Raw genomic sequence first — 25329 nt, forward strand, 5'->3', positions numbered from 1 at the left:
CTCCAAGTGAAAGATCGACATAATACCAATAAGATCACTATTTACGACATTGCGCAAAAGCTGGGCCTTAGCGCCTCTACGGTATCAAGGGCCTTGCAGAACAATCCCCTGATCAACGAGGAAACCCGCAACAAGGTACAGGAGCTGGCAGTGGAGATGAATTATGTGCCCAACTGGATAGCTTCGAGCCTGCGTAAAAAGCGCTCCAACATCCTGGGCCTCATAGTGCCCCGTACCAGCATGTACTTCCAGAGCACCGCCATCAGCGGTATCCAGCATGAAGCGCACAAGTACGGGTTCAGCATTGTAATAGGCCAGTCTGACGAAACCGTGGCCATGGAAAAGGAGCTGGTACACACCTTCTTTTCCCTGCGTGTAGACGGCCTGTTGGCGGTATCTTCCATGTTCACCACCAACTTTGACCACTTCTCTCCATTTATCAGGAATAACATCCCCCTTGTTTTTTATGACCGCGTGCCGCTTGACTTCCCGGGCTATACCATTACCGGGGACGATTTCAAAGGCGGCTACCTTGCCACAGAACACCTGATACAGCAAGGCTGCAAGCGCATTGCCCACTATGCCGGCGTGCTCACCTGCAACCTTTACCAGCAACGGCTGGCCGGCTACAAGGCGGCCCTGTCAAAGTACAAGGTCCCCTTTGACGAGTCACTGGTGTACGTGCACAACCTTACGCTGGACGCAGGCGCCGAAGCGGCCCGCCAGATCTTTGCCGGCAGTTCCCTGCCGGACGGGCTTTTTGCCGCCAACGACTCCTCTGCCGTAGCCTTTATCCAGGAGGCCCGGAGGAAGGGGATCAAGGTACCGGAACAGGTGAAGGTAGTGGGTTATTCCAACGACCTGTCATCGCGCATTATCAGCCCTTCGCTCAGCACCATTGAGCAGTCTGGCTACAAAATGGGCGAAAAGGCCGTGGAAACGCTGGTGCAGCTGATTAACAAGGACGAAAAGATCAAAGTCACCAAAAATTTCGTATTTGAAGTAGAGCTTATTCAAAGGGAATCGTCCGGGCGATAAGCATTACTTAAACCTACAACCATTTTAATATGAAAAAACTCCGCCTTTTTCTGATGGCCTTACCTGTGTGCGCACTATTTTCGTGCAGCCGCGACATTTACGTGCCCAACCAGGCGAACGTGCCCTTGCTGAAGGAAAAAAATGAACTGAAAGCCAACCTGTCCCTTACCAACTGGCAGGCCGCCTATTCCATTACCGACAATATTGCCCTCATGGTGAACGGCCAGTACGTACACCGGGGATGGCTTTATACCAACGGCGATAATGACGGCGATGACGATCTGTTTGTGGACAAGAATACCCGCGGCGGCCTGTTTGAAGGCGGCGTGGGCTTTTTTAAGGCCGTAGACACCCGTAAAAGAGCGGTGTTTGACGTATACGCCGGTTACGGCGCAGGGGCTTTCAAAACGCTTGACAGGGCGTACAACTCCGCCCCTGACGGCGCCTTGGCCAATGATTACCTGCTGCGCACCCGGTTCCACAAATTTTTTGTGCAGCCCAGCTTCGGCCTGGCGCACAAAGTAGTGGAAGCGGCCTTTACCTCCCGCTTTTCTATTGTAAAGTTTCATGACCAGACGCTGGGCGTCAAGGCATTTGAAAATGATACGCAGCGCCGCGAGAATTTCATGCGGCTGGGAGACAAGGCGGTACCTTTCTTTGAGCCTACCTTTACGGTGCGCGCGGGTTACCGTTACATCAAATGGTACGGGCAGCTGATGTTCTCCGTTCCCATGAACGATGAAACGTACAATAACTATAATGTGAACGATTATTTCCAGCCGGTGTCCGTTACCATGGGCGTTACCCTCAACTTCGGGCAATGGGTGAAAGACGCGGGAAAATGATAAAGGCAAGGGGCTGGTCAATCAAAGCCGGCCCCTGCTACCTGCCCTCCACCAGCATCCTGGCCTCAAAAAACAAACGCCCCCGCCTGTTCAGCACCGCCGCCTTCACCTGTTCCGCCCGCTCCCCTTCTCCTTGCTGCGCGGCCATTACCCAACGGTACTCCGGCGTGAGCACCAACGAGGGTAGTCCCCAATAATGCAGGGAATCCTGCTTTGCCCGCCAGGCCGTTAACAGTTCATCCGCCAGTGGCGCGTTCCCGGTAGAACGAAGCAATGAAAGCCCGATGTAATTATCCAATGGCCCTGCCGCTTCAGGCCATTGCTGCCTGGTATATTGCTCAATAGACCGCCTGTACCGCTCCGCGCCCGCGGAATTGGAAAGCTCCTTTTCGCAGAAGGCCGCCAGGTAATCCTGCAGGCGGTTGTCTGGTTCAAAAGGTTTGCCGGAGCCCAGGTTCTCAGGCCAGCCCCGCGATGTATCCAGGTAACGGAGGGCGGTGCGATAATCCTTTTCACGCACCTTTTCAAGGGCCATGGAAAGCCATGCTTCTTCAAAAAGGCGGCGCCCCTCCTGCGCCCCTTCCTGCGGGAAGATCCGCAGGTTATTCAATACCGCGGCACATGCCGCTGCCCGGCCGTTTTCCAGCAGCATTTTTGCATGATCCATTTGCATAACGGGGTTGGCGGGGAACAGCCGGGCCGCTGTTTCAGCAGCCTCCAGCGCGGCCGCCGGTTGCCGATGCCGCACATAATATTCCGTAAGCAGCTGCCTGGCGCGCCATTCCTCCGGCTGCAGCTCAATTGCCCTGCGGATATCGTGCAGGTTGGACGCCTTTGCCGTGCTATCTGCCGCAAACAGCACGCTCCGCGCCAGGTAGCAATAAGCAAAATCAGGCTGGTTTCCCAAACCCGCCAGCAATGCCCTTGCCTTTTCCGAGCGATGATGGTGCCAATGCAGCAAACCCAGGTAATACGCCGGTTTCCAGGAACCTCCCTGTTCAAGCGCCCACTGCAGCACAGGCGCCGTTTCCGCCCTGAAAGGGAACACCAGCCTGGCAGACAGGGCGTTGGCCTTCTCCAGCCATGTACGGCTGCGGGCCGGCGCATGGTCTTTGTTCAGGTAAGCCAGCCAATAATATACCGTGGGGTACGGGGGCGCCTGCTCCAGCAGGGCGAGGGCTTCTTTTTCCATGCCGTTTTGCACATAACCAAGCGCCAGCTCCAGGTAAGTTTCGTGCGGGAACTCATTGGTGATAGCGGCTTTGAATGATGCCAGCGCCGCTGCTGAAGGTTTGAGCAGATATTTTTCAAAGCGGGCGTAGTGGCTCAGCGGGTCTGTAGCCAGCAAACGGTCAAACGCCTGCAGCGCTTGCGTGGCCCGCCCCAGCTTGCGGTACGCCGTACCCATCAGCGCATGGGCATCCAGGTTGTTATAGTTATACTCTAATGCACGGCCCGCATACGTTGCGGCGGCCTGGTAATCCCGCTGCTGCATGCTGATACCCGCCAGGCCGGTATAGGCTACAGACCGGAACTCCATGGTTCTTACCGCCACGCCAAAGGCTTCTGCGGCTTGCCACAAATTGCCATTGCTTCTTTCTATCACCCCTCTTATAAAATTGGCGCCGCCATCGTAGGTGTTGATGCGAAGCGCATCCAGCGCGTAGGCAAGGGCTTCCTGGTTGTTGCCGCGGCGGTGGTGCAGCTCCGCCATGCGCACCAGGGCCTGTAAATGTCCCGGCTCTTTTTGCAGGCAGGCGGTGTAATGTTGCATGGCTTCATCAAACAGGCGCATGCTGTTTTTGTCTTCGCCTATCAGGAACTGCCGCTCCGCGTCATCCGGCAAAGGCTTGTCAGCGGAAACCATCGGCCTTGCGGCGGCGGTCTCTTCCGTATTGCTGCTGTAATACAGCTTGCCCGCCCCGAGAGCAACACTTACATGCGCGCCCTCATTACCCCGCAATGAAAAAGCGCGGTAATACATTTGCAGCGGCTGCAGCGCCGCCATCACGGCAGCGTACGGCCGCCCGTTCAAACGTATTACAAGGCTGTCTTTTGCTGGCCGGTTCGGGCTTATCCATACCTGTAAACTATCCCGGCCGCGAACAACATAGAGGCTGCCCCACTCCGAGGCATCACTGATACCCTGCAAACCTTTTACCGGAAACCACGCTTCCTGTTTGGTCTCCGTATACCCGGGGCGGAATGCCAGTTGTTTAAAAGGGCTGTGAAAACCGCTGTACAGGTCAGGCTGGTTAAAATTGGCGCCGGATTGCGCCTCTATGTACTGCCCGTTATGGTCTGTCAAGAGGTCTTCCCATATACCGCCATCCCTCGCCAGCGACCATATCCACAGCTTTTTGCCAGGCGCATCACTGTAGGGCGCCCAGTGGCCAAAGCCCATTTGCCGCTGCTGCCAGATGCCGCCAAACCAGTTGCGCGAATCGCCCATGATATGATAGGATTTGCTGCTGCCAAAATTGTTGTTCCGGTAAAGGGAAATATCCCTCCCGTCTTTGGTAAGCGGCCAGGGCTCCGCTTCGCCGTTGTGGCCAATGAAATAATTACCGGGGAAATAAAAAGCCAGGTCGTTGCTGGCGCGGAATGCCGCATTTTCCCAGGAGAGGTATGCCTGGTGATAGGGCGTAGGGTTATACCATAGCGCTTTTGTTTCAAAATATGCGGTGCGCGGCGCAAGCCGCACCGTTACCCGCCATTGGGACCGGGAGGCCAGGTCAAGCCCTCCCACGGTACAATCCGCGCTGCCGTCTGCATGCCGCGTGATCATATAGTCTACCGCCGATGCCGCCCAGGGCGCATGCCCCAGGTCCAGCCCGAAGTTATGTTCTATGCCTCCGCTGGTCCACGGCCCCCTGCTGCCAATGGCCCTGAACTTGATCGCATCGTTCATATACACAAAAGCCTCGCCGCTGGCATTCTCAATGGCGCCATACACTTTCCCGCCAAGCCCCGGCATTATCTTTACGGTAATCAGCCCGTTATTGAGGGTAACAAGGCGCCAGTTCATCACAGTGTCTTTTGCGGTATACCCATCAAACATAAAGTACGGGTAGAACCGGCCAATTGTTCCTTTCACCGCCATGGGCGCAACCGGGTTGGGATCTGAATAAGGATACGTTTTAAAAGGCGTGGCCGCCTCTTTCACGGATACAGGCTGCTGGGCGGATACCGTAACGCCCAAAAGGACCAGGTTCCCGGCCAGCAGGAAGCGATATAAATAGTGGATCATATACGAACGTTATTTTAATGTTGGACCTGCAGCTGGTCAGCTTTACCTTCTTCCAGCACCATCAGCACCGCCGATGTAACTGCCAGCAATATGCCTGCAACGATCATGGTATGCGGCACTACTGCATATATGAGCAATGAGATGATAACGGTCAATACCGGGGAGAGCGCGGTGGTCATGGGTGCTATGAATATGGCTTTACCGTAACGGAAAGCATATACCAGGCAAAGCGCGCCAATGGCATTCAGCATCTGTACGCCTGCCGCCAGCAAAGGGCCGCCGGCGCCCCAGTTGACGGGACGGGAAAAGTCTGTCATGTACAACGCTGCCGGGATAAACAGCAGCGAAGAAATGGTCATGTACACAAAAATAGTTTCTGCGTTGCTCACCTTGTTAGCCCAGCGCATGGCAAACCCCTGTGCGCCCCAGGCCACCAGCGGAATGGCAGACAGCAGCAACCAGGTAAGGCCGGTACCGCCGGGCTGGCCCTGGGGTTGATAGGAAAGCAGTACAATGGCCACTACCGCCAGGCCTATGCCTATCCAGCCCAGGAAGGTGGTACGCTCTTTCAGGAAAACGGCCGCCAGCAAAATAGTGACTACCGGCGTCAGGGACAGTACGGGAAATACAAGGTAGGCAGGCACTACGCGCAGCACGTAGAACAATACCAGCTGCCCGCCGGCGCCCAGCAAACCCACGAGCATTCCGAGAACAGCGGCGGGTTTGCTCAACGTCATTTTCCAGCCGTTTATTTTTAATGCAACAAGGGCCGCGGGCACCATACACAATGCCCACACCACATACCCTAACGTGGAAGGGAAACCGTTCTTTTCGGGTATCTCTATCAAAGCTCCCCAAACGCCTATGAAGATGACATGTATCACTACAAACGCCAACCAATAGTTTCCTTGTTTCATGCTTAATTCTTTTTTATCCTGCTGCTGGTCACAGCAAATACTTGTCAAACCATTGTACCATGCGGCTGTACACATCCAGCCTGTTAAGCGGCCTCAGATCGGGCCGCCACCCGTGCCCTTCTTCCATATACCGCACCATTACCGAGGGTACGCCCAGTTTTTTGAGCGCTGTATACATTTCTTCCGCCTGCTGTACCGGCACCTCGTAATCCCGCTCGCCGTGCAGAAAAAGAGCAGGCGTTCTCACATGCTTCACATGGCATAGTGGCGACCATTGCCACAGCAGGGAGTAGTTATCCCAGGGTTTGCCAAATTCCGCCTCCGTCAGCAGGTGGTATAATGAAGTGCCCGCAAAGCTGACCAGGTTGCTGATGCCGCCATCTACCACCGCCGCCCTGAAACGGCTGGTCTGCGTAATGGCCCAGTTGGCCATAAACCCGCCGTAGCTCTGGCCGGTGATGCCCAGCCGGTTCTCGTCTATCCAGCTATGGCGCTGTATCACATGGTCAAGCCCGGCCATCAGGTCTTTAAAATCGTGCCCGCCCCAGTTGAGCAGTGTGCCCATTGAAAAAGCCTGCCCATACCCGTGGCTGCCCCGGGGATTGATGAAAAGCACCCCATAACCGTTTGCGGCCAGCAGTTGCATTCTTTCTTCAAACTCAAAACCGAACATGTTATGGGGGCCGCCATGCACCACCAGCAACAGCGGGTAGCGAACGTTTTCCCGCCAGCCGCCCGGTTTCATCAGCCAACCCTGTACCGCAGTTTCATCGTGGCTGGCAAACCAGAACGTTTCCGCCGGGGAAAAGCCGCAGCGGGCAAGCAGGCCGGCGTGCAGGTCTGTCAAAGGCCGCTCCCGGCCGGTATTGGCATCGTATACATAAATCTCATCCGGCAGGGTCACGGCGTTCCTGATAAAATACAGCCGCGTGCCGCTGCCATCCATGCAGTATTCTTTGATGAGGCCGTTGCCGGTCACTACCGGTTTTACTTCCCCGTTCAGCCCGGCCATATAGATATTGGTAGCCCCCTTGTCTCCGGCGGTGAAGTATACCGCCTGCGCGCCGGGGTGCCAGCAAAGGTTATCCGCCCGCCTGTCCAGCTGCGCTGAGATACACTGGTCTTTCCCTGTTTCCACGTTCGTGATGTAAACCTGGGTATCATCTGCCGGGCTGTCTTTAGAGCTAAGCTCGCTTGCTGTTACCAGGGTGGCAATGTGCAGGTTGTCAGGAGACCAGGCGGGTTTGAACCGCGTGCCCGGGTGCGCGGCCACCTCCTGTATCACACCGGTATCTGCCGCTACCGTCCAGAGGGTGCTGCGATGATTATAGTCAGGGTTATCCGTACGGTTGCAGATGAACGCAATATGCCGCCCGTCTGCGGACCAGCAGGGTGAATAATGATGGTAGTTACCGGTAGTGAGCATCAACGGCACGCCGCCTTCCAGCGGCAGCAACCATATCTGCGAATAGCCGCCATCGGCAAACAGCGGGCGTGTACGGCCGCCGCGCGTTTTGTACAACAGGCGTTCCACTACCACTATTGCTGGATGGCCGGTAACTGCCGGCGGCGGCGGGGTGCTGATGTATGCCAGGAAACGGCCGTCTGGCGAAATGGTGAACTTTTTATCGGCCAGGTGCCCCAGGAAATAGTCTGAATGATAAACCGGCGCCAGCCGCTTTTTTTCTTTTGACGCCAGGTGATATTGCCAGATAAACGGAACGCCGTTCTCCTCCTGTTCAAAGAACAGGCTCAAACCATTGGGATGCCATACCGGCGATGTTCCTTTGCCAATGCAAATAGTACTGCCGCCAGCTGTTGCGGTCAGCAGCAACTCATCTATCACGCAATTCTGTTCTACACTGCGGCGGCTGCGCACAAAGGCCAGCGTAAGGCCATCCGGCGAAAGCGCTATTTCACCGAGCTGCATCACCTGCTCCCATTCCAGCGCGCTGAAACATGCGTTACCTGTTTTGTTTTCTTTCAAGTGCCTGATCGTTTTGTTACCGTTGTTGAACCTTGTCGCTGATCAGCCTGCCCAGCAGCAGGCGGGCATTATCCCACTCCTGCGGGTCATAGCTCCATACGTCCAGGTTGCCGATAGACTGTTCGCCGAACGGCTTCTTTATGATAGTGTTCACAATACTGTCTGCCCGGGTGCTATTACCGTCAAGCTGCTGCAGCAGGCGCAGGTACTCGTATTCCTGCACGCCGTCCCGCATGGCCTTGAGGCGTATGGATGGGCAGGGGCCGCTTACATGGGGCACCACATCGCCGCTGTACACCATCAGCGAGCTGCCGTTCAGTTTTTTATACGTGTAGTCCGGATCTGAATCAGACCCTTCCTTATACTCGTCTTTCCACGATTCAGGATCATACCAGCCGCCTTTCCCGTTTACGCCAATCCCCCAACTGAGCCAGGAGCGGGTCTTGTATTTCCAGGAAGCCCAGCTGATAGCACGGTCGTTCAGCAACGGCAGGTCTGTGAACGACGAGCTGCCTACCCAGCTGTTTACTTTTCCTTCATATACCATGGGGCCATACAACCATACTTTCAACCCCGCCTCCTGGTATTTGCCTACCTTTTCCGGGTCATAGTTGATGGTGTGAGACGCCCAGGAACTGATGGAGGAGTGTACCTGCTCCATGGCACTTTCGTCATACGCGCCGTCTATACGGTAGTACGCTTCCGGGTAAAACTCGCGGAATAGCTGGCCATAGTAGATCATTCTGGTGTACGCCTCCTGGTTGTATGATTCATCCAGCCCGTTGAGGTAAACGGTGATGTCTGTTTTTTGCGGATCGATAACACCCTTCAGGTGTTCCCTGACCTGTTGAATGGCCTTCACATACCGGCTTTTGTTCTCCGGATTGCGTTCAACCGCGGGGCTCCCGGTTTCCGGCCAGCCCAGCTCTCCGTGTTTGCCGTGAACATCAAAGGGAAGCACAAAAGTTTCTATGGGCTCTCCATATCCGGGGCCATTGCGGTAGCCGTACTCTTCCGTAAACGCTTTTCCCGTAAAGTACTTGTTCAGCCTTTCATCCAAAGCCTTCCAGTCCAGGCTGATGCCCTTAGGCCCTTCCTGCATCACGGGTTTGTAGGTAGGGTCCATCAGCGCAATGCGGTTCCGTTTGAACAGCTGGTAATATTCCAGCTCCTGCTTTTCATTCATGGAGCTGAGAAATCCTTCTTGCTGCAAACTGGCCTTCAGTTCATTGGAGTTCGGCAGTGCAAAGTCCCATACATGCAGCGTAACCGGTATCTCCTGCGTATGCCCGCCAATGGTAACAGCAATAGCGGACGTATATTCTCCCGCAGGCGCTTTTTCTCCTTCAAAAGGGATGAACTGGTCTACCCATACTACCAGCGATTGCTGGTCATCTATCCGGTTATTAAAATCCGGCAGCCACAAAGGGTATACCCACCTGCCATGCACGGCGGAAGAGTCTGCCTGCACATACTGCATGGGTATCAGCGCATCGGGGTACCAGCCTTTACCCAGTGAGGCCTTTGGATAGCCTGTGCTGGGGGCTTTCACTTCAACGGCCCATTCCAGGAACAGCTCCGGCGCAACATTGAGCTGCACGCCGTTTTTACTGAAAGACGGCAGGGAGATCTGGATGGCCTTCAGCACAGAATCCGCGGTGTGGTTAGATACCACCAGCTGGAACGATACGTATTCACCGCGCGCTCCCCGAAGGGTGGCTTTAGCACCATCATATACCCAGTTCTTGCGCAGGGAGGGCGTTTCGCTGCCCGGCGCTTTTTTGTAGCCGGCAAAACGGGTCTCTATTATCTCGTTGGTAGCCGGGTTGAGCCTCACAGAAGATGGCAGAACGGCCAGGCTCCAGGCGCCCTGTTTATCAGCAGGCTGGCAACCTGCTGCCAGCGCGAAAAAAAATGCAATTGAAAGGAAGTGCAGCAATTTTGGCATAACAGTGAATATACTTTATAAAAATGTTCATTTATTCTCTTCTACGGCAAAGATCAGCAGTTGGCTCAGCGCTTCATCTTCTCCCATTACAACATACTTCCCGTCTGCCGAGGCCGCCATGCTGCCTATCTGGAACCCGCGCCAGGCAATGCCTTGCTCCAGCCCGGGCGCCACCAGCGTAAACTGCGGGTTGCCATAATCACGGAAACCTTCTGTTGTATTGTAGCTGAACAGGTGGGCGTAGCCGGGCTGCCCGCCGCCGATGCCATAAAGTTTACCATCCCTGGCAAAGCTCAGCGCGCGCAACCGGTTCATCATTACCGGCTTGCCCAGGTTCTTCATTTTCAGGGTGGCGGGGTCAAGCTCAAATAGCTGCCCGTCTCCCCGGTTGCCGCCATACAGCTTGCCATCCGCCGCCCTGGCCCAGGCTTCTACCTGCCCCAGCGTTCTTCTCCCCCACACTTCCGGCAGGTAATTGTCCAGTATGGTAAACTGCTGCGTTTGCGGGTCGAAGCGGAACAGTTTGTTCACCGGCAGGCTGCCATACACACGCCCCTGCTGGTCCGTTACCAGCGCCTTGCCCAGGAACTCTTCCGGTTCCATGGCGTACTCATGGGTGAGTTGCCGCAGGTCTTTATCGGAAGGCACCAGGTTGTTGAACGTGGTCACTTTTCCGCGGGCCACATCATAGCTGAAGAAAATGCCTTTCGGGTAGCTGATGCCGTACAGCATGGTACCTGCATCATTTGCTGTAAGCGAAAATATGCCCTCTTTCGGCACCGGTATGCCCAGGTCTTTCACCACGGGCTGCCCGTTACTGCCGAGGGTAATGCGCATAATATGCCCGCCCGCTTCATTGTTGGCAATGGTGCCGGCGTAAAATACGCTGCCGCCCTTACAGAACCCCGCGGCCACGCTTCGCTGGCCGGGTATGGCTTTGCCCAGGTCCAGCATGTGCGTCAGTTCCCTGCGGGAAAGCGAGGCCACGAAGATAAAAGGGGACAGCCCCTCTCCAGCAGACGTTCCGCCGAGTATGTGGTCTCCGCTAACGGCCAGCGCGGATACGGCGTTACGGTAAACCGGCAGGCGTTTCAGGGTAGTATTGTCTAGCGATACCTCTATGGCAAATGATTCTTTCGGCTCAAAAAAAGTGTATTGCGCAAACGCCTGGGCGGTACACAACAACAAGGCCGTTATGGATATGAATTGTTTCATTGAAGCTGCTTGTCAGGATTAAATTTAAAAATGAAGGGCACGGAAATACCATTGTCCAGCTGTTTCTGGGCATGCACCGAGTTCTTGTCGTATTGCAGTTGTTTCCTTCCCGCAAAATAAATGTTCCCTTCGTTGTCTCTGATGTCGGAACCGGTAGCCTCAGACAGCTCGCTTTCTGCAAACTCATGCAAGGTCCTGTGCCGGCGGGTTTCCGGGTCAAACTCCATTAGGAGGGTCCTGTCTTTTTTTGCAAAATTGCCGTGGCCGCCGATAATGTAGTATAACTTGCCGTTGGCGCCTATATTCAGGTTGGGCACATAGTAGCGCCACCGCTCCCGGCCTTCCGCTTCATATACGCCGCCAAGGTCTTCTACAGCGCCTATGCCGTGTTCAGTGGGCCGGAACCGGACGAGTTTGGCGCCGTAGGTAACAAAGTAGATTTCCCCTTTTTTATGATCTTTCGCATACCCTGTGATGCCGGTAATAATGTGCTCTCCGGGCGTACCTTCAAAAGCGGGCAGGCTATGGGGAGAGAACACCAGCTTGCCGGTGCTTTTCTCATACTTCACCAGGCGCTGGCGCCAGTCTACATAGTAACAATTGCCCCACTGGTCCGTAAACATTACCCGGGGCACATGCGCGCTGCCCAGGCGGCCCAGGTCCTGCATGTTGTTGGTGGCCGGGTCATACACAATAAAATGTACCTGCGGGTAAGTGATCGCATAGATTTTACCGGTGAAGGGATCTACGTCTACGTCTTTGATACTTTCATACTGCAGCGTCATACCCAGGTTCACCAGCTTGTTCTGCGCCGGTTCCCACTTCATCAGGTAGCCGCCCGCGTACCCTTTGGGGTGGTCCATCAGGTACTCCTCCCGGGATTCTCCACCGTCTGTACCGAAGTACACAGCGCCCTGCCGGTCAAATACCACCTTGGTGTGTATCTTTCCCTGCCACTGGAAGGGCCGTAAATGCCCCAGGTCACTGATGAATCCCTTCAGGCCAATGGATTTGCTGACCGTATTGTATACATACCAGCCGATCTTGTTCCGGTGGTTGGTAACGCCTACATATACGCACTGGTCTTTCGGGTTAAAACCAATATCTCCCCAGGTGGAATTGGCTTCCGGGAAATCGGGATATTCGATGAACTGAAAATGCGCTTTCCCGATCAAACCCGCGTCCTGCGCGCCGGCTTCCGCCAGCATCACCATCATTGCCGCCGCGGTCAGGCCCGCGGTCTTGTACCATATGTTGTGCAAGAGTTTTATCATAGTTACCTTCTTTAGTTTTTGTCCCACCAGAGCGGGGTTGTTATTTTATCTTCTCCGCCCAGCAAGCCCACTGCTTTTTCCACTTCGGGGCCATTGCTGATCTTTTCAGACAGCAGGAAGGGCATGCGCCTGATCCATTGCGTAGATGGATCGCTGATGTCAGGGTTATCAGAATTGGCCACCGGGTATAGTTTCGGGAGATGGTTCCTCCTGTATTCAGCCCATGCTTCCACGCCATCGGGAAAAAGGCAGAGCCATTTCTGCGTGGCGATCTGTTCCAGCTGTATGGCCGCGCTGGCCGCGTGAAATTTGACCGGTATGTTGCTGAGGGCGGGCGAGTTCAGGAAGTCTCCGGGCGCTACCGGCACTGCCGCACTGTTAATATACTGCTGTATGGCCGCATTGTCTGCAATGCCCCATTGTTTCATGGAATTGGTGATACCGGTCTCATACAGCTCCTTTGCGGTGCCGCCCATGCTCCAGCCCAAAAGGGCGCCTTCCGCGCGCAGGAAATAGGCCTCCGCGGCGGTCATTACGGCCCATGGCGTAGTCAGGAAACTGGCAATACCGCCGGCCGCGGGTGAGCTCCAGCGGGGGCCAACGTGCGAGTTGGCGGAAGCCTGGTTGGCTGGCGCCGCCAGCTGGGCGTTGGAAAGGCCGTTCCGCAAACCTTCATAGGTACCTGATCCCACGGCAGGAATAAAATACTCGGGAAGCCGCGGATCATTATACCCTTTCATCACAGATTCCATGGCGGCGCTCATCCTGAACTCGTTCCAGTCAGACATCACAGAAAGCCTGTTATTGTCATTGTTGCTTTTCAGCACATACGCATCGTCTTCCGGACTGGCGGCAAACACTCCCGCGGCATATGCCGCTTCCGCTTCCGTGCGCGCGCGGGCGGGGTCTGCTTTTGAAATTCTCAATGCAAGGCGCAGGCGCAATGTATTGGCAAACTTGATCCATTTGTTCACGTTGCCGCCATACATAATATCATAGGAGCCGTAAGGCGTCTCTCCCGTGTGGTTTTTCAGTATGGCCACCGCCGCATCCAGCCGTTTGAAAAAATCATCATAGATCTTGTCTTGCGGATCGTAAGGCACTGAAGAGGCAGGCTCTCCTGCTTTAAAATAAGGAATAGGGCCCCAGTAATCCGTTACGCGGTGGAAAGCGTACACCCACCATACCTGTGCCAGCGCATGCTCGGCGGAATTTTCTTCCGTAGCCTCAAAAATGGCCTGCAGTTGCGGCACTACCCTGGTATAGATCGGGTCAAAATGGTTCTGCGCCCAATCCATTACTATCACCAGGCGGTCAGACGGGAAGTAGGTAACATTGCAGGCAAAATACTGTGCGTACTGGTCTGCAAACAGGTTTTGTGCCACCTGGTCTCCCCAGGGTACCGAAGCAATGGCTCCCGAGAACAGGAACGGCAGTTCGGCAGGGCCTATTTGAGCAATGCTGTTTTTGTCTATATTGGTTTCCCCGAATTTTTTTGTACAGGAACACAGGGCCAGAAAACCACACAAGGCCGCTTTCATCAATATTGTGGCGCTTTTCATATTGCAGTATTTTTAGTTTGACCGTTAAAAAGTAACATTCAGGTTCAGCCCAACGCTGCGCGTGGACGGAAACGCCCCGTACTCCACACCCTGCAGCGTATTGCCGATGCCAAGCCCCATATCAGGGTCCATCCACATTTTTCGTTTGGGAAGGCCCGGTATGTCCAGCAGGGATTTACCCCGGTACAGCCAGGCCAGGTTGCGGCCCACAGCTGATATTTTGACTGATTTGATAATGCCGGCGGAAGAGCGGAGCGGGATATTATATCCCAGCGATACCTCCCGCACGCGGAAGCTCGTAGCATCGTAGGCAAAAAACTCACCTACGCCAAAACGTTTGCCGGACGCGGTTTGCCAGAATCCCTGCGCGTCTATTTCAGCAGTTACCGCCTGGCCGTGCTCATCCACGCCGCCCAGGTTCCAGCCGCCTTCCCGGTGTGCCTCCGTTCCTTCCGTAATACCGCTGAACGCCAGGTTCTGCTCCGTACCGGATACCACAATACCACCTACACGCCCGTCTACCAATACTCTCAGGGAAATGCCCTTGTAGGAGAAGTTATTGGTAAGGCCCATGGTGGCCTTCGGGTTAAAATTGCCGATGTAGCCCGGCTCTTCGCCCAGCACGTCTGTAGTAAGCGGCTTGCCGGCCGCGGTAACAAGGTATTGGCCATTCTCGTTCCGTGCCCAGCGGTGTGCTACCATATCTCCATAGCTGCCGCCTTCCTTCACCTGCGGAAGGCCGCCAAAGTCAATGTAAGAGCCCAGGTTCACCAGCTTCAGCTCATCGCTCAGGGCAATTACCTTATTGCGGTTAAAGGCAAGGTTGTAGGTTACATCCCAGTTGAAGGATTGTTTTTTGAGCGGCGTGGCGGTCAGCACAAACTCCACGCCCTGGTTCCTGATATTGCCGGCGTTGATGTACTGTGAAGAATAACCGGTTGCCACCGGTATGGTGATGGTCAGCAACTGGTTGAGCGAATTGGCCTTGTAGTAGGTAACCGCCAGGCCCAGCCTGTTTTGGAGAAAACGCGCTTCTATACCGGCTTCCAGGTTCTTGACAATTTCCGGTTTCAGTTGCGGGAAAGGCAGTATGCTCTTTCTGAACAGGTAGCCGTTGCCGGCGCCCGGTACATAGTCATAGCTGGCGGCCAGCAGGCCAAACTGCCCGCCGTTGCCTACTTCTGCGTAGTTAATGCTGGCTTTCAGGAAAGAGATCGGCTCCGGCAGTTTGGCGAGGTCTGAAATAATGGCTGCCAGACCGGCGGAATAGTAGGTAAAGGAATGCGGCGCGGGCAAGCGGGAATCCCAGTCGTTACGCACGCTCGCATCCAGGTACAGCGCATCGGCATAGGAAAAGTTGGCCTGGCCGAAAACGGACTGCGTAATAACCGCGGTACCGGAAGAAACAATTTGCGGGGCTGTTGCGAAGTTGGGGCTGAACTTGTTGGTTACGTTCAAACCATCCGCAATGGAGAGCGTCTGGTCAAACTCGCTCTTCTGGTAAATGGCGCCCGCGTTGTAATTCAGCCTGAATTTCTCCGAAAGGGCGTTGTCTCCTGAAAACATAACATCGTACCATTGCTGGGTGGAAACAGCGCTGAGCTTGGAGTAGTACCCGCCCGGTTTGGTGGCCCACAGCAGCGTTCCCTGGTAGGTTTTCTGCTCCGCGTTAGTATAAGATCTGTCCAGGTTGGCCCTGCCGGTAACGCTTAACCAGGGTACTATCTGGTATTTGGCGGAAATGAAGCCCATCACCTGATCCCGCGTTTCATTCAGGTTGTCCATGTTCACCACCCAGTACGGGTTACCGTAAATAGAGCCCAGCGTGGAAGGCCAGGGGGCGGGTACCGGTACGCCCAGTTCGTTGATCTCCATATAACGTTCCGCCTGCGCGGTAGTTACGTTCCTTGATATCTGGTAAATATCCAGCACCGGGGTATTCCCTTCCCCGTTCCGGGGTTTGTTATCTGTTTGCTGCGTGAAATAGGTGATCTTGGCGTCTGTTGACAGCCGTTTGCTGAGCTGGTTGGAAAGACGGAGGTTAACAGCGTTCCTGCGCAGGTCGTTATTAGGGATGATGCCTTGCACCGTGTTGTTGGTGAGGGAAAGGTACCCCTGCATTTTTTCGTTCCCGGCGGAGATGCCGATGGCGTTATTAAGATTAAGGCCCGTCCGGAAAAAGTCCCGGATGTTCTTTGGCTGCGCCGAATAAACGGCAGGGTTGCCGAAGTGGTCCGTATAGGACTGGCCATTCATTTCAGCGCCCCAGCTTTCTCCTACATTTGTGTTCATCTGGCCCATGTTCCCCTGCCCGTACCGGTTCTGCACACGCGGTAGCGAGAACGGGCTTTCTACTGTAACGCCGGCATTGTACGTTACCGCCAATTTTCCTTCCACTCCCTTTTTGGTAGTGATCACAATAACGCCGTTACCAGCCTGGCTGCCGTAAAGCGCCGCGGCCGAAGCGCCTCTCAGTACGCTGACAGATTCAATATCGTCAGGGTTGATGTTGGAGGCCATGTTGTCAAAGCCCGAGTTGTAGATAGGTACGCCATCCAGCACGATCAGCGCGCTGTTGGTGCCCTGGATGGAGCGGTTGCCGCGCAGCACTATTTTTGCCGGGCTGCCCACGCCGCCTGAACCCTGGGTAATAAAGGCATTGGGAATTTTACCCTGGAAAGAGTTGAGCACATTGTTGGGGTCTCTCACTTCCGTCAGTTCAGCCGGTTTTACGGTTTGCGTGGCGTATACCAGCGAGCGGGTCTTTCTGCCAATACCGAGAGCCGTCACTACCACTTCTCCCAGCTTTACATTTTGCTGCTCCAGTGTAATGGTAACCTCTTTTTCCCCGGCTTCAACGGTCCTTTGCAGGGTAGTATAACCAACGGAAGAAATAACGAGCGTTACGCTGCCGGCCGGCACACTGAGGCTGAAGTTGCCCGCCTCATCCGTGAAAGTGCCGTTAGCGCTCCCTGCAACCCCTACAGAGGCGCGGTACAGGGGGCCTGATGCGTCCAGCACCCGGCCCTTTACAATTCTGGTCTGAGCTTGAACTACTGTGGCCCCAAGGAGCATGAGCAACAGCGTAAGCGGAAATGCTTTAAACATACTAGATCTGTTTCAGTTGATAAATAAACTTTGCGTAATTCGGATCAGCCTGCAGCGAGCAGCTGCAGCTTACTTTTAACAAGGTCTCGTACCGCGGTAATAGCGGGTGGGAAAGTTTCTCTCAGGTCTATGCCGGCATTGTTCTGCATGTCTTTTTTTAGCGTGGACATAAAAATGTTCTTGATCTCGGTGGCCAGGTTGAGCTTGCAAATTCCCCGCCGCATGGCCTCCTGCAGTATGTTGCCGGGTATGCCGGAACCGCCGTGCAACACCAGCGCCGCATCTGTGGCCGCATGTATCTCGCTCAGCCGTTCCAGGTCAAGGGCCGGTTCTTCTTTGTAAAAACCATGCGCGGAGCCAATGGCTACCGCCAGCGCGTGTACCCCGGTCCGCTCTACAAAAAAGCGGGCCTCTTCCGGGTCGGTAAATGCCACTTTATCAGCCGCCTGGCCCAGTTTGGCCACATACCCCAGCTCCGCTTCCACGTTCACATTGTATGGGCGGGCCATTGCTACTACCTGCGCGGTAATGGCAATATTCTCTTCAAGGCTTTTCTCGCTGGCATCTATCATCACCGAATCAAACCCGGCATCCAGCGCGCGGGCCACCAGCTCAACGGAACCGCCATGGTCCAGGTGGAGCCAGCCCTCCACGCCATACTGTTCCAGCGCAGACCTGCCCATGTTGACCGCTACCTGCAGCCCCATATAATTGATAGAGCTTTCGGTCAGCTGCAGTATAATGGCCTGCTTCATTTGCGCGGCCGCCTGCAGCACGCCGCACAAGGTTTCGTAATTGTAAAAATTGGTGGCCAGCAGGCAGGCGCCTTTTTGCTGCGCCGCTTTCAGGCGGCGGGTCAGGTCAGCCACCTTCGTACCCGAATTTTTGTCTGGCATAGTCCATAAGGTTTTTAAAATTTGTAAATGCGGCAGTGCCGCCCGCGGCCGTTGTGGAAACAGCGCCGGTCAGGTTGCCGAACTCCTGGCAGCCGGCCAGGCTGGTGTTTTGCAGGAACTTGTAAATAAACCCGGCGTTGAAGCTGTCTCCCGCGCCAATGGCATCTACCACGCTTTTGTTGTAATAGGCGGGTTTGAATAGCGCTTCCTGCCTGTTGCAGCAGTACGATCCTTTTCCGCCCTGTTTAACCGCTATGATATGCCCGCTGCCTGTAACCGATGCAATGGCCTGCGGGAGCGAGGAAGACCTGGTGAGCAGCAGCAATTCCTTTTCATTGGGCAGAAATACATCTACATGCGGCAGCATCTGCTGAAGATCTATGTCCCATTTCTCTTCGGGGTCCCACTGCGGGTCAAAAGAGGTGGTAAGGCCAAGGCTTTTGGCGGTACGGAAAAGCTCTCTCACATAAGGCCGGATGCCTGGCTGCAGGAAGTAGGAGGAGAAATGAACATGCCTTGCTTCCGCAAGCATTTCCACCCGTATGTCCGCAGGTACCAGCTGGGCCATGGCGCCGGGGTAGGTTACCATGGCCCTGTCTTCTCCATAGCTGAGCGCAACGGTGGCCCCGGTCTGTAAAAGCGTGCTGCGTTTTATCATACTGGTATCCACCCCTTTTTCTTCCAGGCAGCTGAGTATAAAATCGCCAAACACGTCCATGCCGAGCTTGCCGATGAACGCTACTTTCACCCCCATGGATGCCAGGTTGCTGGCAAAAATTGCGGAAGAGCTGCCGAGCACAAGCACCATGCGGTTGCCCAGCACTTCCTTGCCTACTTCGGGAAAAGCTGATATGCCGCTCATGATGAGATCTACATTCAGCTCTCCTACTACTATGACATCAAATCTTTTCATATCAATCCTCCTGAATATTCCGGTTAAAAGGATAGATGTTGACCCCCTGCACGATCCTGGTAATGGTGCCGCTGTCTGAAGGGTTGTCCGGCCGCAGCCCGCATTGCAGGGATTTGTAAAAGCCCAGCACCTGCACGGGTACAATGCCGCACACAGCCAGCAAAGCCTCGTCTATTTTTTTGCCGGGGCCTGTAAGGGAAATTTCCAGGTCAAGCCCTTCTACCTGGGAGCCGTTCTCCATCACGCCAATGCTGTAAAGCCCCCGCTCCCCCGCGTTCACCGCCGCTACCAGGTCTTTTTCGTATTGCAGGGAATAGGGTTCATTGGAAAACAGGTAAACCATCAGGGACGAAGCGTCTATCACCGCTTTGGGGCCATGCCGGAACGCCAGGAAAGAATCGCTTTTGCCAATGACGCTGCCGGCGGTCATTTCCAGCATTTTTAATTGCGCCTCTTCGGCGGTGCCCTGCAAAGCCCCCGACCCCAGGAAAATGGCGCGGCGGAAATCAAGCGCGGCCACCTCTTTTAAACGGGGAGCATATTCCTGTATCACCTTGCGGCCATAGGCGGCCAGTATGTCTACCTGCTCCGAGAACTGCGCAAAGTCTTCCAGGCGTGATAATGCCAGGCCCGCCAGCAACATGGAGGTGAAGCTGCTCGTCATCACCAGGCTCTGGTCATCCGCCTGCCCGGGCAGCAGGAACAGGTATTCATTTTCCCCTCCCGTACTCATGGCCAGCCGGCCGGTGGCGCTGCAGGTCACAATCAGATGGTACACCTTTTTACAAAGCCGGTCCGCCAGCTCAAGCACCGCCACACTTTCAGGGCTGTTGCCCGACCGGGCAAATGATACCAGCAGCACCACGTCCTGCTCATTAAAGTAATGCAGCGGGTGCGTCAGCAATTCTGTTGTGCCAATGGCCCGGGTATGTTTGCCGGTGTTCTTCTGGAAAGGCCCCTTCAGGATAGAACCGATATAGGCCGAAGAACCGGCGCCGGTCAGGATCACTTCCAGCTTCTCTTCACTAAAGGCCGTTCCCAGAAAAGCCCGCAGCTCCGGCAGGCAGCCGGCCAGCAATGCCGTTGTTTTTAACCACAGCTCCGGCTGCTGGTCAATTTCCCTGGCGGTATGGATGCCCCCCAGCATTTTCAGCGCTTCATGGGTATAACCAAGATAAGTTGCTTTCGAAAAATCAAGGTTTTGAAACTTATTATCGTCCAAATTCATTTTTATAACCTTTCGTTTCATGTCTAACCAAAATTAAAACCTTATTTTTCATTTCCAATCTTTTTTTGTTATTTTTTTATCTTATTTTTGGCCGGCAACCTAACTTTTCCTTTCGTTTCATTGTGCGGGGGAAATACAAATAAGATCACATCCATATATGAACGAACACGCTAAAAAATCAACAGTAAGCCGGAGAGTTTATATTATTGACCAGTTGAATACCTTTGGACAGGTAGATGTTGCCGCCCTTAGCAAAGCGCTGGACGTTAGCGAGGTGACCATCCGCAATGACCTGGGAAAACTGGAAGAACAGCATGTGCTGATACGGGCCCGGGGAGGCGCCATCAAGGTAGACCGCGTAGGAACGGACTTTTCACTGTCAGATAAAAACAAACAACATCTCGAAGAAAAGAAGCGGGTGGGCCAGGCCGCCGCTGCACTGGTAAGGGAAGGTGAAACCATTATTCTAGACTCCGGCACCACTACCATGGAAATTGCCAGGAACCTGCAAAAGTCCATGCCCGTAACAGTTATTACGAACGCCATCAATATCGTTAACCAGCTGAACGAACACGAGAACGTAAATATCATTGTGCCCGGCGGCGTTCTCCGGAAAAAATCACAGTCGCTGGTGGGCACAACAGCTGAAGAAAGTTTCAAGAACTATCATTGCGACAAGCTCTTTCTGGCGGTAGACGGCTTTGACCCCGCCTACGGCATTTCCACACCCAACCTGGAAGAAGCGCATATTAACCGGGTGATGATCGATATTTCTTACCAGGTAATTGTGGTAACAGATTCCAGCAAATTCCGCAAGCGCTGCCTGGCGTTTATTGCGCCGGTCTCCAAGATCCATATGGTAATTACCGATAACCGGATACTGCCCGATGATCAGAAAAAGCTGGAGAATGCCGGCATAAAAGTGATCATCGTTTAAGGTAAGAACAAGGGCTGACCAAATAATGGTCAGCCCTTGTTCTTATATCATCTTCTCAATGAAATGCGGATATTTGCAGGTATGAAAAGCATCTGGCGCCAAATACTGCAATACCTCTATATCAGGAAAAGAGATCCCAATGCTCCTGTCAACACCAACATCAAACTGATGCACGGCATGAACAGGATCTCCATTATCCTCTTCCTGATCGCCATTATTATCCTGATCATTAAACTGATCAGGCGGTAAGCATGCCTGTAATAGCTTCCGCGGCCCTGCGCGAAGCGGTGCCGTCTCCCAGCAGCGTCCAGAGCACGGCATAGTCTGCCTTCATCTGCTCGCGGCGGGCCTCATCTTTCAGCAGCAGCGTCAGTTCTTTCAACAGGTTTTCTTCCGTGAGGTCGTGCTGGATCAGTTCTTTCACCACCGGCTTGTCCATAATGAGGTTGACCAGCGAAATGTACTTTACCTTGATAAGGTGTTTGGCGAAGAAATAAGACACGGGGCTGCCCTTGTAACAAACCACTTCGGGCACGCCGAACAGCGCAGTTTCGAGCGTGGCGGTACCGGAGGTGACCAGCGCGGCGGAGGCCTGCATCAGCAGCTGGTACGTTTGCCCTTTTATGACGGACACATTGGGGTAAGCGGCGGTAAAGGGGCGGATAAAACTGTCATCCAGGCTGGGGGCCTGCGCCATGATGAACTGGTACTCCGGGTAATACCGGGCCATAGACAGCATGACCGGCAGTTTTTCTTTCACTTCCTGCTTGCGGCTGCCGGGCAGCAGGGCAATAATAGGTTTTTCCGAAAAACGGGGTAACGCGGGAGCCTCCCGGGCGGCCTTTACAGCCTCTATCAGCGGGTGGCCAACGTATTCCACCTCATACTCCCACTTGCGGTAAAATTCTTTTTCGAACGGCAATATCACCAGCATCTTGTCTACGTTCTCCCTGATCTTTTTGACACGTCCTTCTTTCCAGGCCCATACCTGCGGACTGATGTAATAAACTATTTTCAGCCCCTGCTGCCGCGCCCATTCGGCTATGCGGATGTTGAAGCCGGGGTAGTCTATCAGCACCAGCACGTCTGGCTGAAAGGCCTGTATGTCTGCCTTGCACCGGTCAAGGTTTTTCAGGATGGTGCGGAGGTTCATCACTACCTCAATAAAACCCATGAACGCCAGCTCACGGTAGTGTTTCACTACGGTAGCGCCTGCCTGCTCCATGAGGTCCCCGCCCCAGCAACGGATGCTGGCGGCGGCGTCCAGCTGCCTGATCTGTTTGATGAGGTTGCTGCCGTGCAGGTCTCCGGAGGCTTCACCGGCTATGAGGTAATACTTCAACTCAGATAATTTTGAGCAGCAAGATAACGATTGCGTACAATAATGTAATGAGGAAAATGCCGCGGGCAGTGAGATCGCGCCGCTTGCGGGTGTACAGGTAAAACACAATGCCGTTGGCCAGCAGGCAGATGCTGATGATCTTGGGAATGAGCTGTTTGTTGTTTTTCAGCATCACAAAAAAATCAGGCAGGCTCAGATCGCGTGGCAGAAAGGCGGCCAGGTAATAAATGAAAAAAGCAACGCCGGGGGTTAACAGCCCCAGCAATATGCCCAGCGATAATTTGTCCTGTTTCAGCATGGCTATTGGATTAAGCCTGGAAGCTCCACTCATCTTCCAGTTTTTTCTTCAATCGGAAATCCGTGAGGTCGAACTGTACGGGCACCAGTGAGGTGTAGCCGTTGTCCAGTGCCCACACGTCTGTGTCTTCGCCGGCATCCAGGTTCTTGAACTCACCGGTGAGCCAGTAATACTTTTTGCCGGTAGGGTCCCTGCGCTCGTCAAACTCCTCTACCCATTTGGCATTGGCCTGGCGGGTGATGCGGATGCCCTTGTATTGCGAGGCCGCTACATCGGGAATGTTCACGTTAAACAGGGTGTGCGGCGGCAAGGGGGCGCCCAGCATTTTTTTGGTGACTTCGTGCGCCACCTTGCGGCAGATGCTCAGGTCTGCATCGTATGAATAGTTGAGGTAAGAGAAGCCGACGGACGGGATGCCTTCTATGGCCGCTTCCATAGCGGCAGACATGGTGCCGGAATAGATGATGTTGATGGAATGGTTGGCGCCATGGTTGATACCGCTCACGCAAAGGTCAGGCACATGGTCCAGTATCTTATCCCGCGCCAGCTTCACACAGTCTACCGGCGTACCGGAACAGGTCCAGGCTTCCACATCATCGAAAATATTCACTTCGCTCAGGCGCAACGGGAAGCCCAGTGTAATGGCGTGGCCCTTGCCGGACTGTGGACTGTCTGGCGCTACCACTACCACCTTGCCCAGCGGTTTCACCGCCTCTATCAGGGTCCTTATTCCCGGAGAGGTAATACCATCATCGTTCGTTACCAGTATGAGCGGTTGCTTCTTCACCATTTTACTTTTATCAACAAATTTACAGGCTGCGATTTACAATTCCTCGTATTAACATTTATATAAACCGTTGTTACAGGTCTGCCTTTTTCATTTTACGCCAGCTGAGATAACCGAACAGCAGGATGTAAGCGGCCGCTATCAGGATGTACGTGGTATCTGAAGGCGGTGTGGCCTTTTGCATCAGTTGCCTGAAAATTTTTCCCTGGCCCGGCAGCAGGCGGTCCGTACATTCCATGGGCAGGAAGGCGCCGGAATGGAATTTCACCTTGAAGTCAAGCGTCATGGCCAGCATAAATTCTCCCACGTAGGCGTAGAACACGTAAATAGCAATGGCAATGCCGGAGCGCTTCATAAAAGTGCCCAGGAAAAAAGCGATGGTAAGGTACGTAAGGCTTTGCAGGGCAGACCAGAGAATGATGTAGGTCTTCTCCGAAGGGTCTCCCCCGGCCTGCGCGCCAAATATCAGGGCGGTGAGCGTTACAATAAGGGTGATGAACAGCACCATCACCAGCATTACGCCAAATTTGGCGGCAATGTACTGGTTGCGGCTCCAGCCGTCAATAATGTTCTGGCGGATGGTGCGGAAATTATTTTCGTTGGTGAGCAGTATGATCAGCAATATGCCCATCACTGGCGTCATGAAGCTGGTGAGCCAGGCTACCGTTTCATACACTTCCGGGAAAGTGAAGGGGTTTTGAAACATGGGCAGCTTGGAAAACACCTGCGTGTTCACGCTTTTATAAGCGGAGGTGAGCAGCGGGCCGGCCACGGCAAAGATGGCAACGAGTATCCAGAAAGTGCGGTAGGCCTTTACTTTCATCCACTCTATTTTCAGTAATTGTATCATGCTGGAAGATGGTTAGTTGGTGAGTTCTATAAATCGGGCCTCGAGGCTTTTCCGTTTTACGGCCAGGTAACTGAGGGTAATGCCGTTCTCGAAGCAGTAACGGTTCACCTGCTCGGCGGAACGGCTGTCTGAAAACACCACCTGGAAGCTGCCGTTGTGGCGGCGGATGGATTTCAGTTCCGGCAGGCTTTTCAACAGGCCTTCCAGCCCGGCCAGGTCAGCGGCGCCAATTTCGATCATGTCTTCATTGGCCAGCACTTCATCTACATGGCCGGAGGTGAGCAATACGCCTTTTTTGAGGATGGCCACATGGCTGCATACCTTTTCCACTTCGTCCAGCAGGTGGCTGGCCATGATCACCGTGGTGCCCTGCTGCCCGAGGTTGCGGATCAGCTCGCGGATCTCCGCAATGCCGGCGGGGTCAAGGCCGTTGGTAGGCTCATCCAGCAACAGTACTTCCGGCCGCCCCAGCAGGGCGTTGGCAATGGCCAGGCGCTGCTTCATGCCCAGGGAGAAAGTAGAAAAGCGGGAATCTCTCCGCTCCCACAGCTCCGTCAGCTGCAGCACCCTTTCTATGTCATCTTCTCCCCGGCCTTTCACAGCGGCGGTGATCTGCAGGTTGCGGATGGCGGAATAGTAGTGGTAAAAGTTAGGGGTTTCCAGCAGGGAGCCGATCCTTTTACGCAGGTCTTCATGCGGGGTTTGCCCAAACCAGGTGTACGTACCGGCGTTGGCCTTCAGTACGTCCATAATGATGCCCAGGAGCGTGGTTTTACCGCTGCCGTTAGGCCCCAGTACGCCAAACACGCTGCCGGCCGGCACGGTGAACGACACGTTGTTCAACGCCTGTATGCGCCCGTACCGCTTGGATACCTGGTCTAGGGATAGAATTTGTTGCTGCTGTTCCAAATGAAATTTATATTATAATTAATGC

At 54.3% G+C, this 25329-nt stretch carries 20 protein-coding genes; 4 read left to right on the forward strand and 16 right to left on the reverse strand.

Features of this window, described 5'->3' with window-relative positions:
• Positions 1-6 precede the first annotated feature (6 nt).
• Together D3A97_RS03670 and D3A97_RS03675 are read left to right on the forward strand one after the other, a co-directional pair.
• On the forward strand, positions 7-1038 hold the full coding sequence (locus tag D3A97_RS03670; RefSeq protein ID WP_198673852.1) for a LacI family DNA-binding transcriptional regulator: 1032 nt from the start codon (positions 7-9) through the stop codon (positions 1036-1038).
• Positions 1039-1067: 29 nt separating this feature from the next.
• Positions 1068-1883 carry a hypothetical protein gene (locus D3A97_RS03675; RefSeq protein WP_119076747.1) on the forward strand — a complete coding sequence of 272 codons (816 nt, stop codon included), beginning with the start codon at positions 1068-1070 and terminating at the stop codon, positions 1881-1883.
• Between the two features lie 37 nt (positions 1884-1920).
• Here D3A97_RS03675 and D3A97_RS03680 read toward each other — a convergent pair whose 3' ends face one another.
• Genes D3A97_RS03680 through D3A97_RS03730 form a run of 11 tightly spaced genes read right to left on the reverse strand, consistent with a single transcriptional unit; the run spans position 1921 to position 20175 of the window.
• Positions 1921-5133 carry a DUF5107 domain-containing protein gene (locus tag D3A97_RS03680; RefSeq protein ID WP_119076750.1) on the reverse strand — a complete coding sequence of 1071 codons (3213 nt, stop codon included), beginning with the start codon at positions 5131-5133 and terminating at the stop codon, positions 1921-1923.
• Between the two features lie 14 nt (positions 5134-5147).
• Positions 5148-6050: a DMT family transporter gene (locus tag D3A97_RS03685; protein ID WP_119076752.1), complete on the reverse strand. Its 903-nt coding sequence runs from the start codon at positions 6048-6050 to the stop codon at positions 5148-5150.
• Positions 6051-6078: 28 nt separating this feature from the next.
• Complete coding sequence (locus tag D3A97_RS03690; protein WP_119076755.1) at positions 6079-8037, reverse strand: S9 family peptidase; 1959 nt, start codon at positions 8035-8037, stop codon at positions 6079-6081.
• 16 nt (positions 8038-8053) lie between these two features.
• Positions 8054-9985 carry a glycoside hydrolase domain-containing protein gene (locus tag D3A97_RS03695; protein ID WP_119076757.1) on the reverse strand — a complete coding sequence of 644 codons (1932 nt, stop codon included), beginning with the start codon at positions 9983-9985 and terminating at the stop codon, positions 8054-8056.
• A gap of 27 nt (positions 9986-10012) precedes the next feature.
• On the reverse strand, positions 10013-11200 hold the full coding sequence (locus D3A97_RS03700; RefSeq protein WP_119076759.1) for an NHL repeat-containing protein: 1188 nt from the start codon (positions 11198-11200) through the stop codon (positions 10013-10015).
• Positions 11197-12474: an NHL repeat-containing protein gene (locus D3A97_RS03705; protein ID WP_157986336.1), complete on the reverse strand. Its 1278-nt coding sequence runs from the start codon at positions 12472-12474 to the stop codon at positions 11197-11199. Before D3A97_RS03705 ends, D3A97_RS03700 begins: the two co-directional genes overlap by 4 nt.
• 11 nt (positions 12475-12485) lie before the next feature.
• Positions 12486-14036: a SusD/RagB family nutrient-binding outer membrane lipoprotein gene (locus D3A97_RS03710; RefSeq protein WP_119076764.1), complete on the reverse strand. Its 1551-nt coding sequence runs from the start codon at positions 14034-14036 to the stop codon at positions 12486-12488.
• A gap of 24 nt (positions 14037-14060) precedes the next feature.
• Complete coding sequence (locus tag D3A97_RS03715; protein WP_119076766.1) at positions 14061-17144, reverse strand: SusC/RagA family TonB-linked outer membrane protein; 3084 nt, start codon at positions 17142-17144, stop codon at positions 14061-14063.
• A gap of 44 nt (positions 17145-17188) precedes the next feature.
• Positions 17189-18040, reverse strand: a complete 852-nt coding sequence (locus tag D3A97_RS03720) for a class II fructose-bisphosphate aldolase (RefSeq protein ID WP_119076769.1) — start codon at positions 18038-18040, stop codon at positions 17189-17191.
• The gene (locus D3A97_RS03725; protein WP_119076771.1) at positions 18006-18953 is read right to left on the reverse strand and encodes a carbohydrate kinase family protein; all 948 of its coding nucleotides are present in this window, start codon (positions 18951-18953) and stop codon (positions 18006-18008) included. Before D3A97_RS03725 ends, D3A97_RS03720 begins: the two co-directional genes overlap by 35 nt.
• A 1-nt stretch (position 18954) precedes the next feature.
• A complete protein-coding gene (locus D3A97_RS03730) occupies positions 18955-20175 on the reverse strand; it encodes an SIS domain-containing protein (protein ID WP_157986337.1) in 1221 nt (406 codons plus the stop codon).
• Positions 20176-20338: 163 nt separating this feature from the next.
• On the opposite strand from D3A97_RS03730, the gene agaR reads away from it, so the two are divergent.
• Complete coding sequence (agaR, locus tag D3A97_RS03735; protein WP_119076775.1) at positions 20339-21118, forward strand: transcriptional repressor AgaR; 780 nt, start codon at positions 20339-20341, stop codon at positions 21116-21118.
• Positions 21119-21199: 81 nt separating this feature from the next.
• Complete coding sequence (locus D3A97_RS24995; RefSeq protein ID WP_198673853.1) at positions 21200-21367, forward strand: DUF6728 family protein; 168 nt, start codon at positions 21200-21202, stop codon at positions 21365-21367.
• On the opposite strand, the gene lpxB is transcribed toward D3A97_RS24995, so the two are convergent.
• From lpxB to D3A97_RS03760, 5 genes are all read right to left on the reverse strand, one after another.
• On the reverse strand, positions 21357-22460 hold the full coding sequence (gene lpxB / locus D3A97_RS03740; RefSeq protein WP_119076777.1) for a lipid-A-disaccharide synthase: 1104 nt from the start codon (positions 22458-22460) through the stop codon (positions 21357-21359). The genes D3A97_RS24995 and lpxB overlap by 11 nt on opposite strands.
• A gap of 1 nt (position 22461) precedes the next feature.
• Positions 22462-22758, reverse strand: coding sequence for a hypothetical protein (locus D3A97_RS03745; RefSeq protein ID WP_119076779.1), 297 nt, complete (start codon positions 22756-22758; stop codon positions 22462-22464).
• A gap of 10 nt (positions 22759-22768) precedes the next feature.
• Positions 22769-23548: a 5'/3'-nucleotidase SurE gene (gene surE, locus D3A97_RS03750; RefSeq protein ID WP_119076781.1), complete on the reverse strand. Its 780-nt coding sequence runs from the start codon at positions 23546-23548 to the stop codon at positions 22769-22771.
• A gap of 70 nt (positions 23549-23618) precedes the next feature.
• Positions 23619-24395, reverse strand: coding sequence for an ABC transporter permease (locus D3A97_RS03755; RefSeq protein ID WP_119076783.1), 777 nt, complete (start codon positions 24393-24395; stop codon positions 23619-23621).
• A 12-nt stretch (positions 24396-24407) separates the two neighbouring features.
• Positions 24408-25304 carry an ABC transporter ATP-binding protein gene (locus tag D3A97_RS03760; protein ID WP_119076785.1) on the reverse strand — a complete coding sequence of 299 codons (897 nt, stop codon included), beginning with the start codon at positions 25302-25304 and terminating at the stop codon, positions 24408-24410.
• Between the last annotated feature and the right edge of the window lie 25 nt (positions 25305-25329).

Source organism: Chitinophaga alhagiae (assembly GCF_003568665.1).
Classification (GTDB): Bacteria; Bacteroidota; Bacteroidia; order Chitinophagales; family Chitinophagaceae; genus Chitinophaga; species Chitinophaga alhagiae.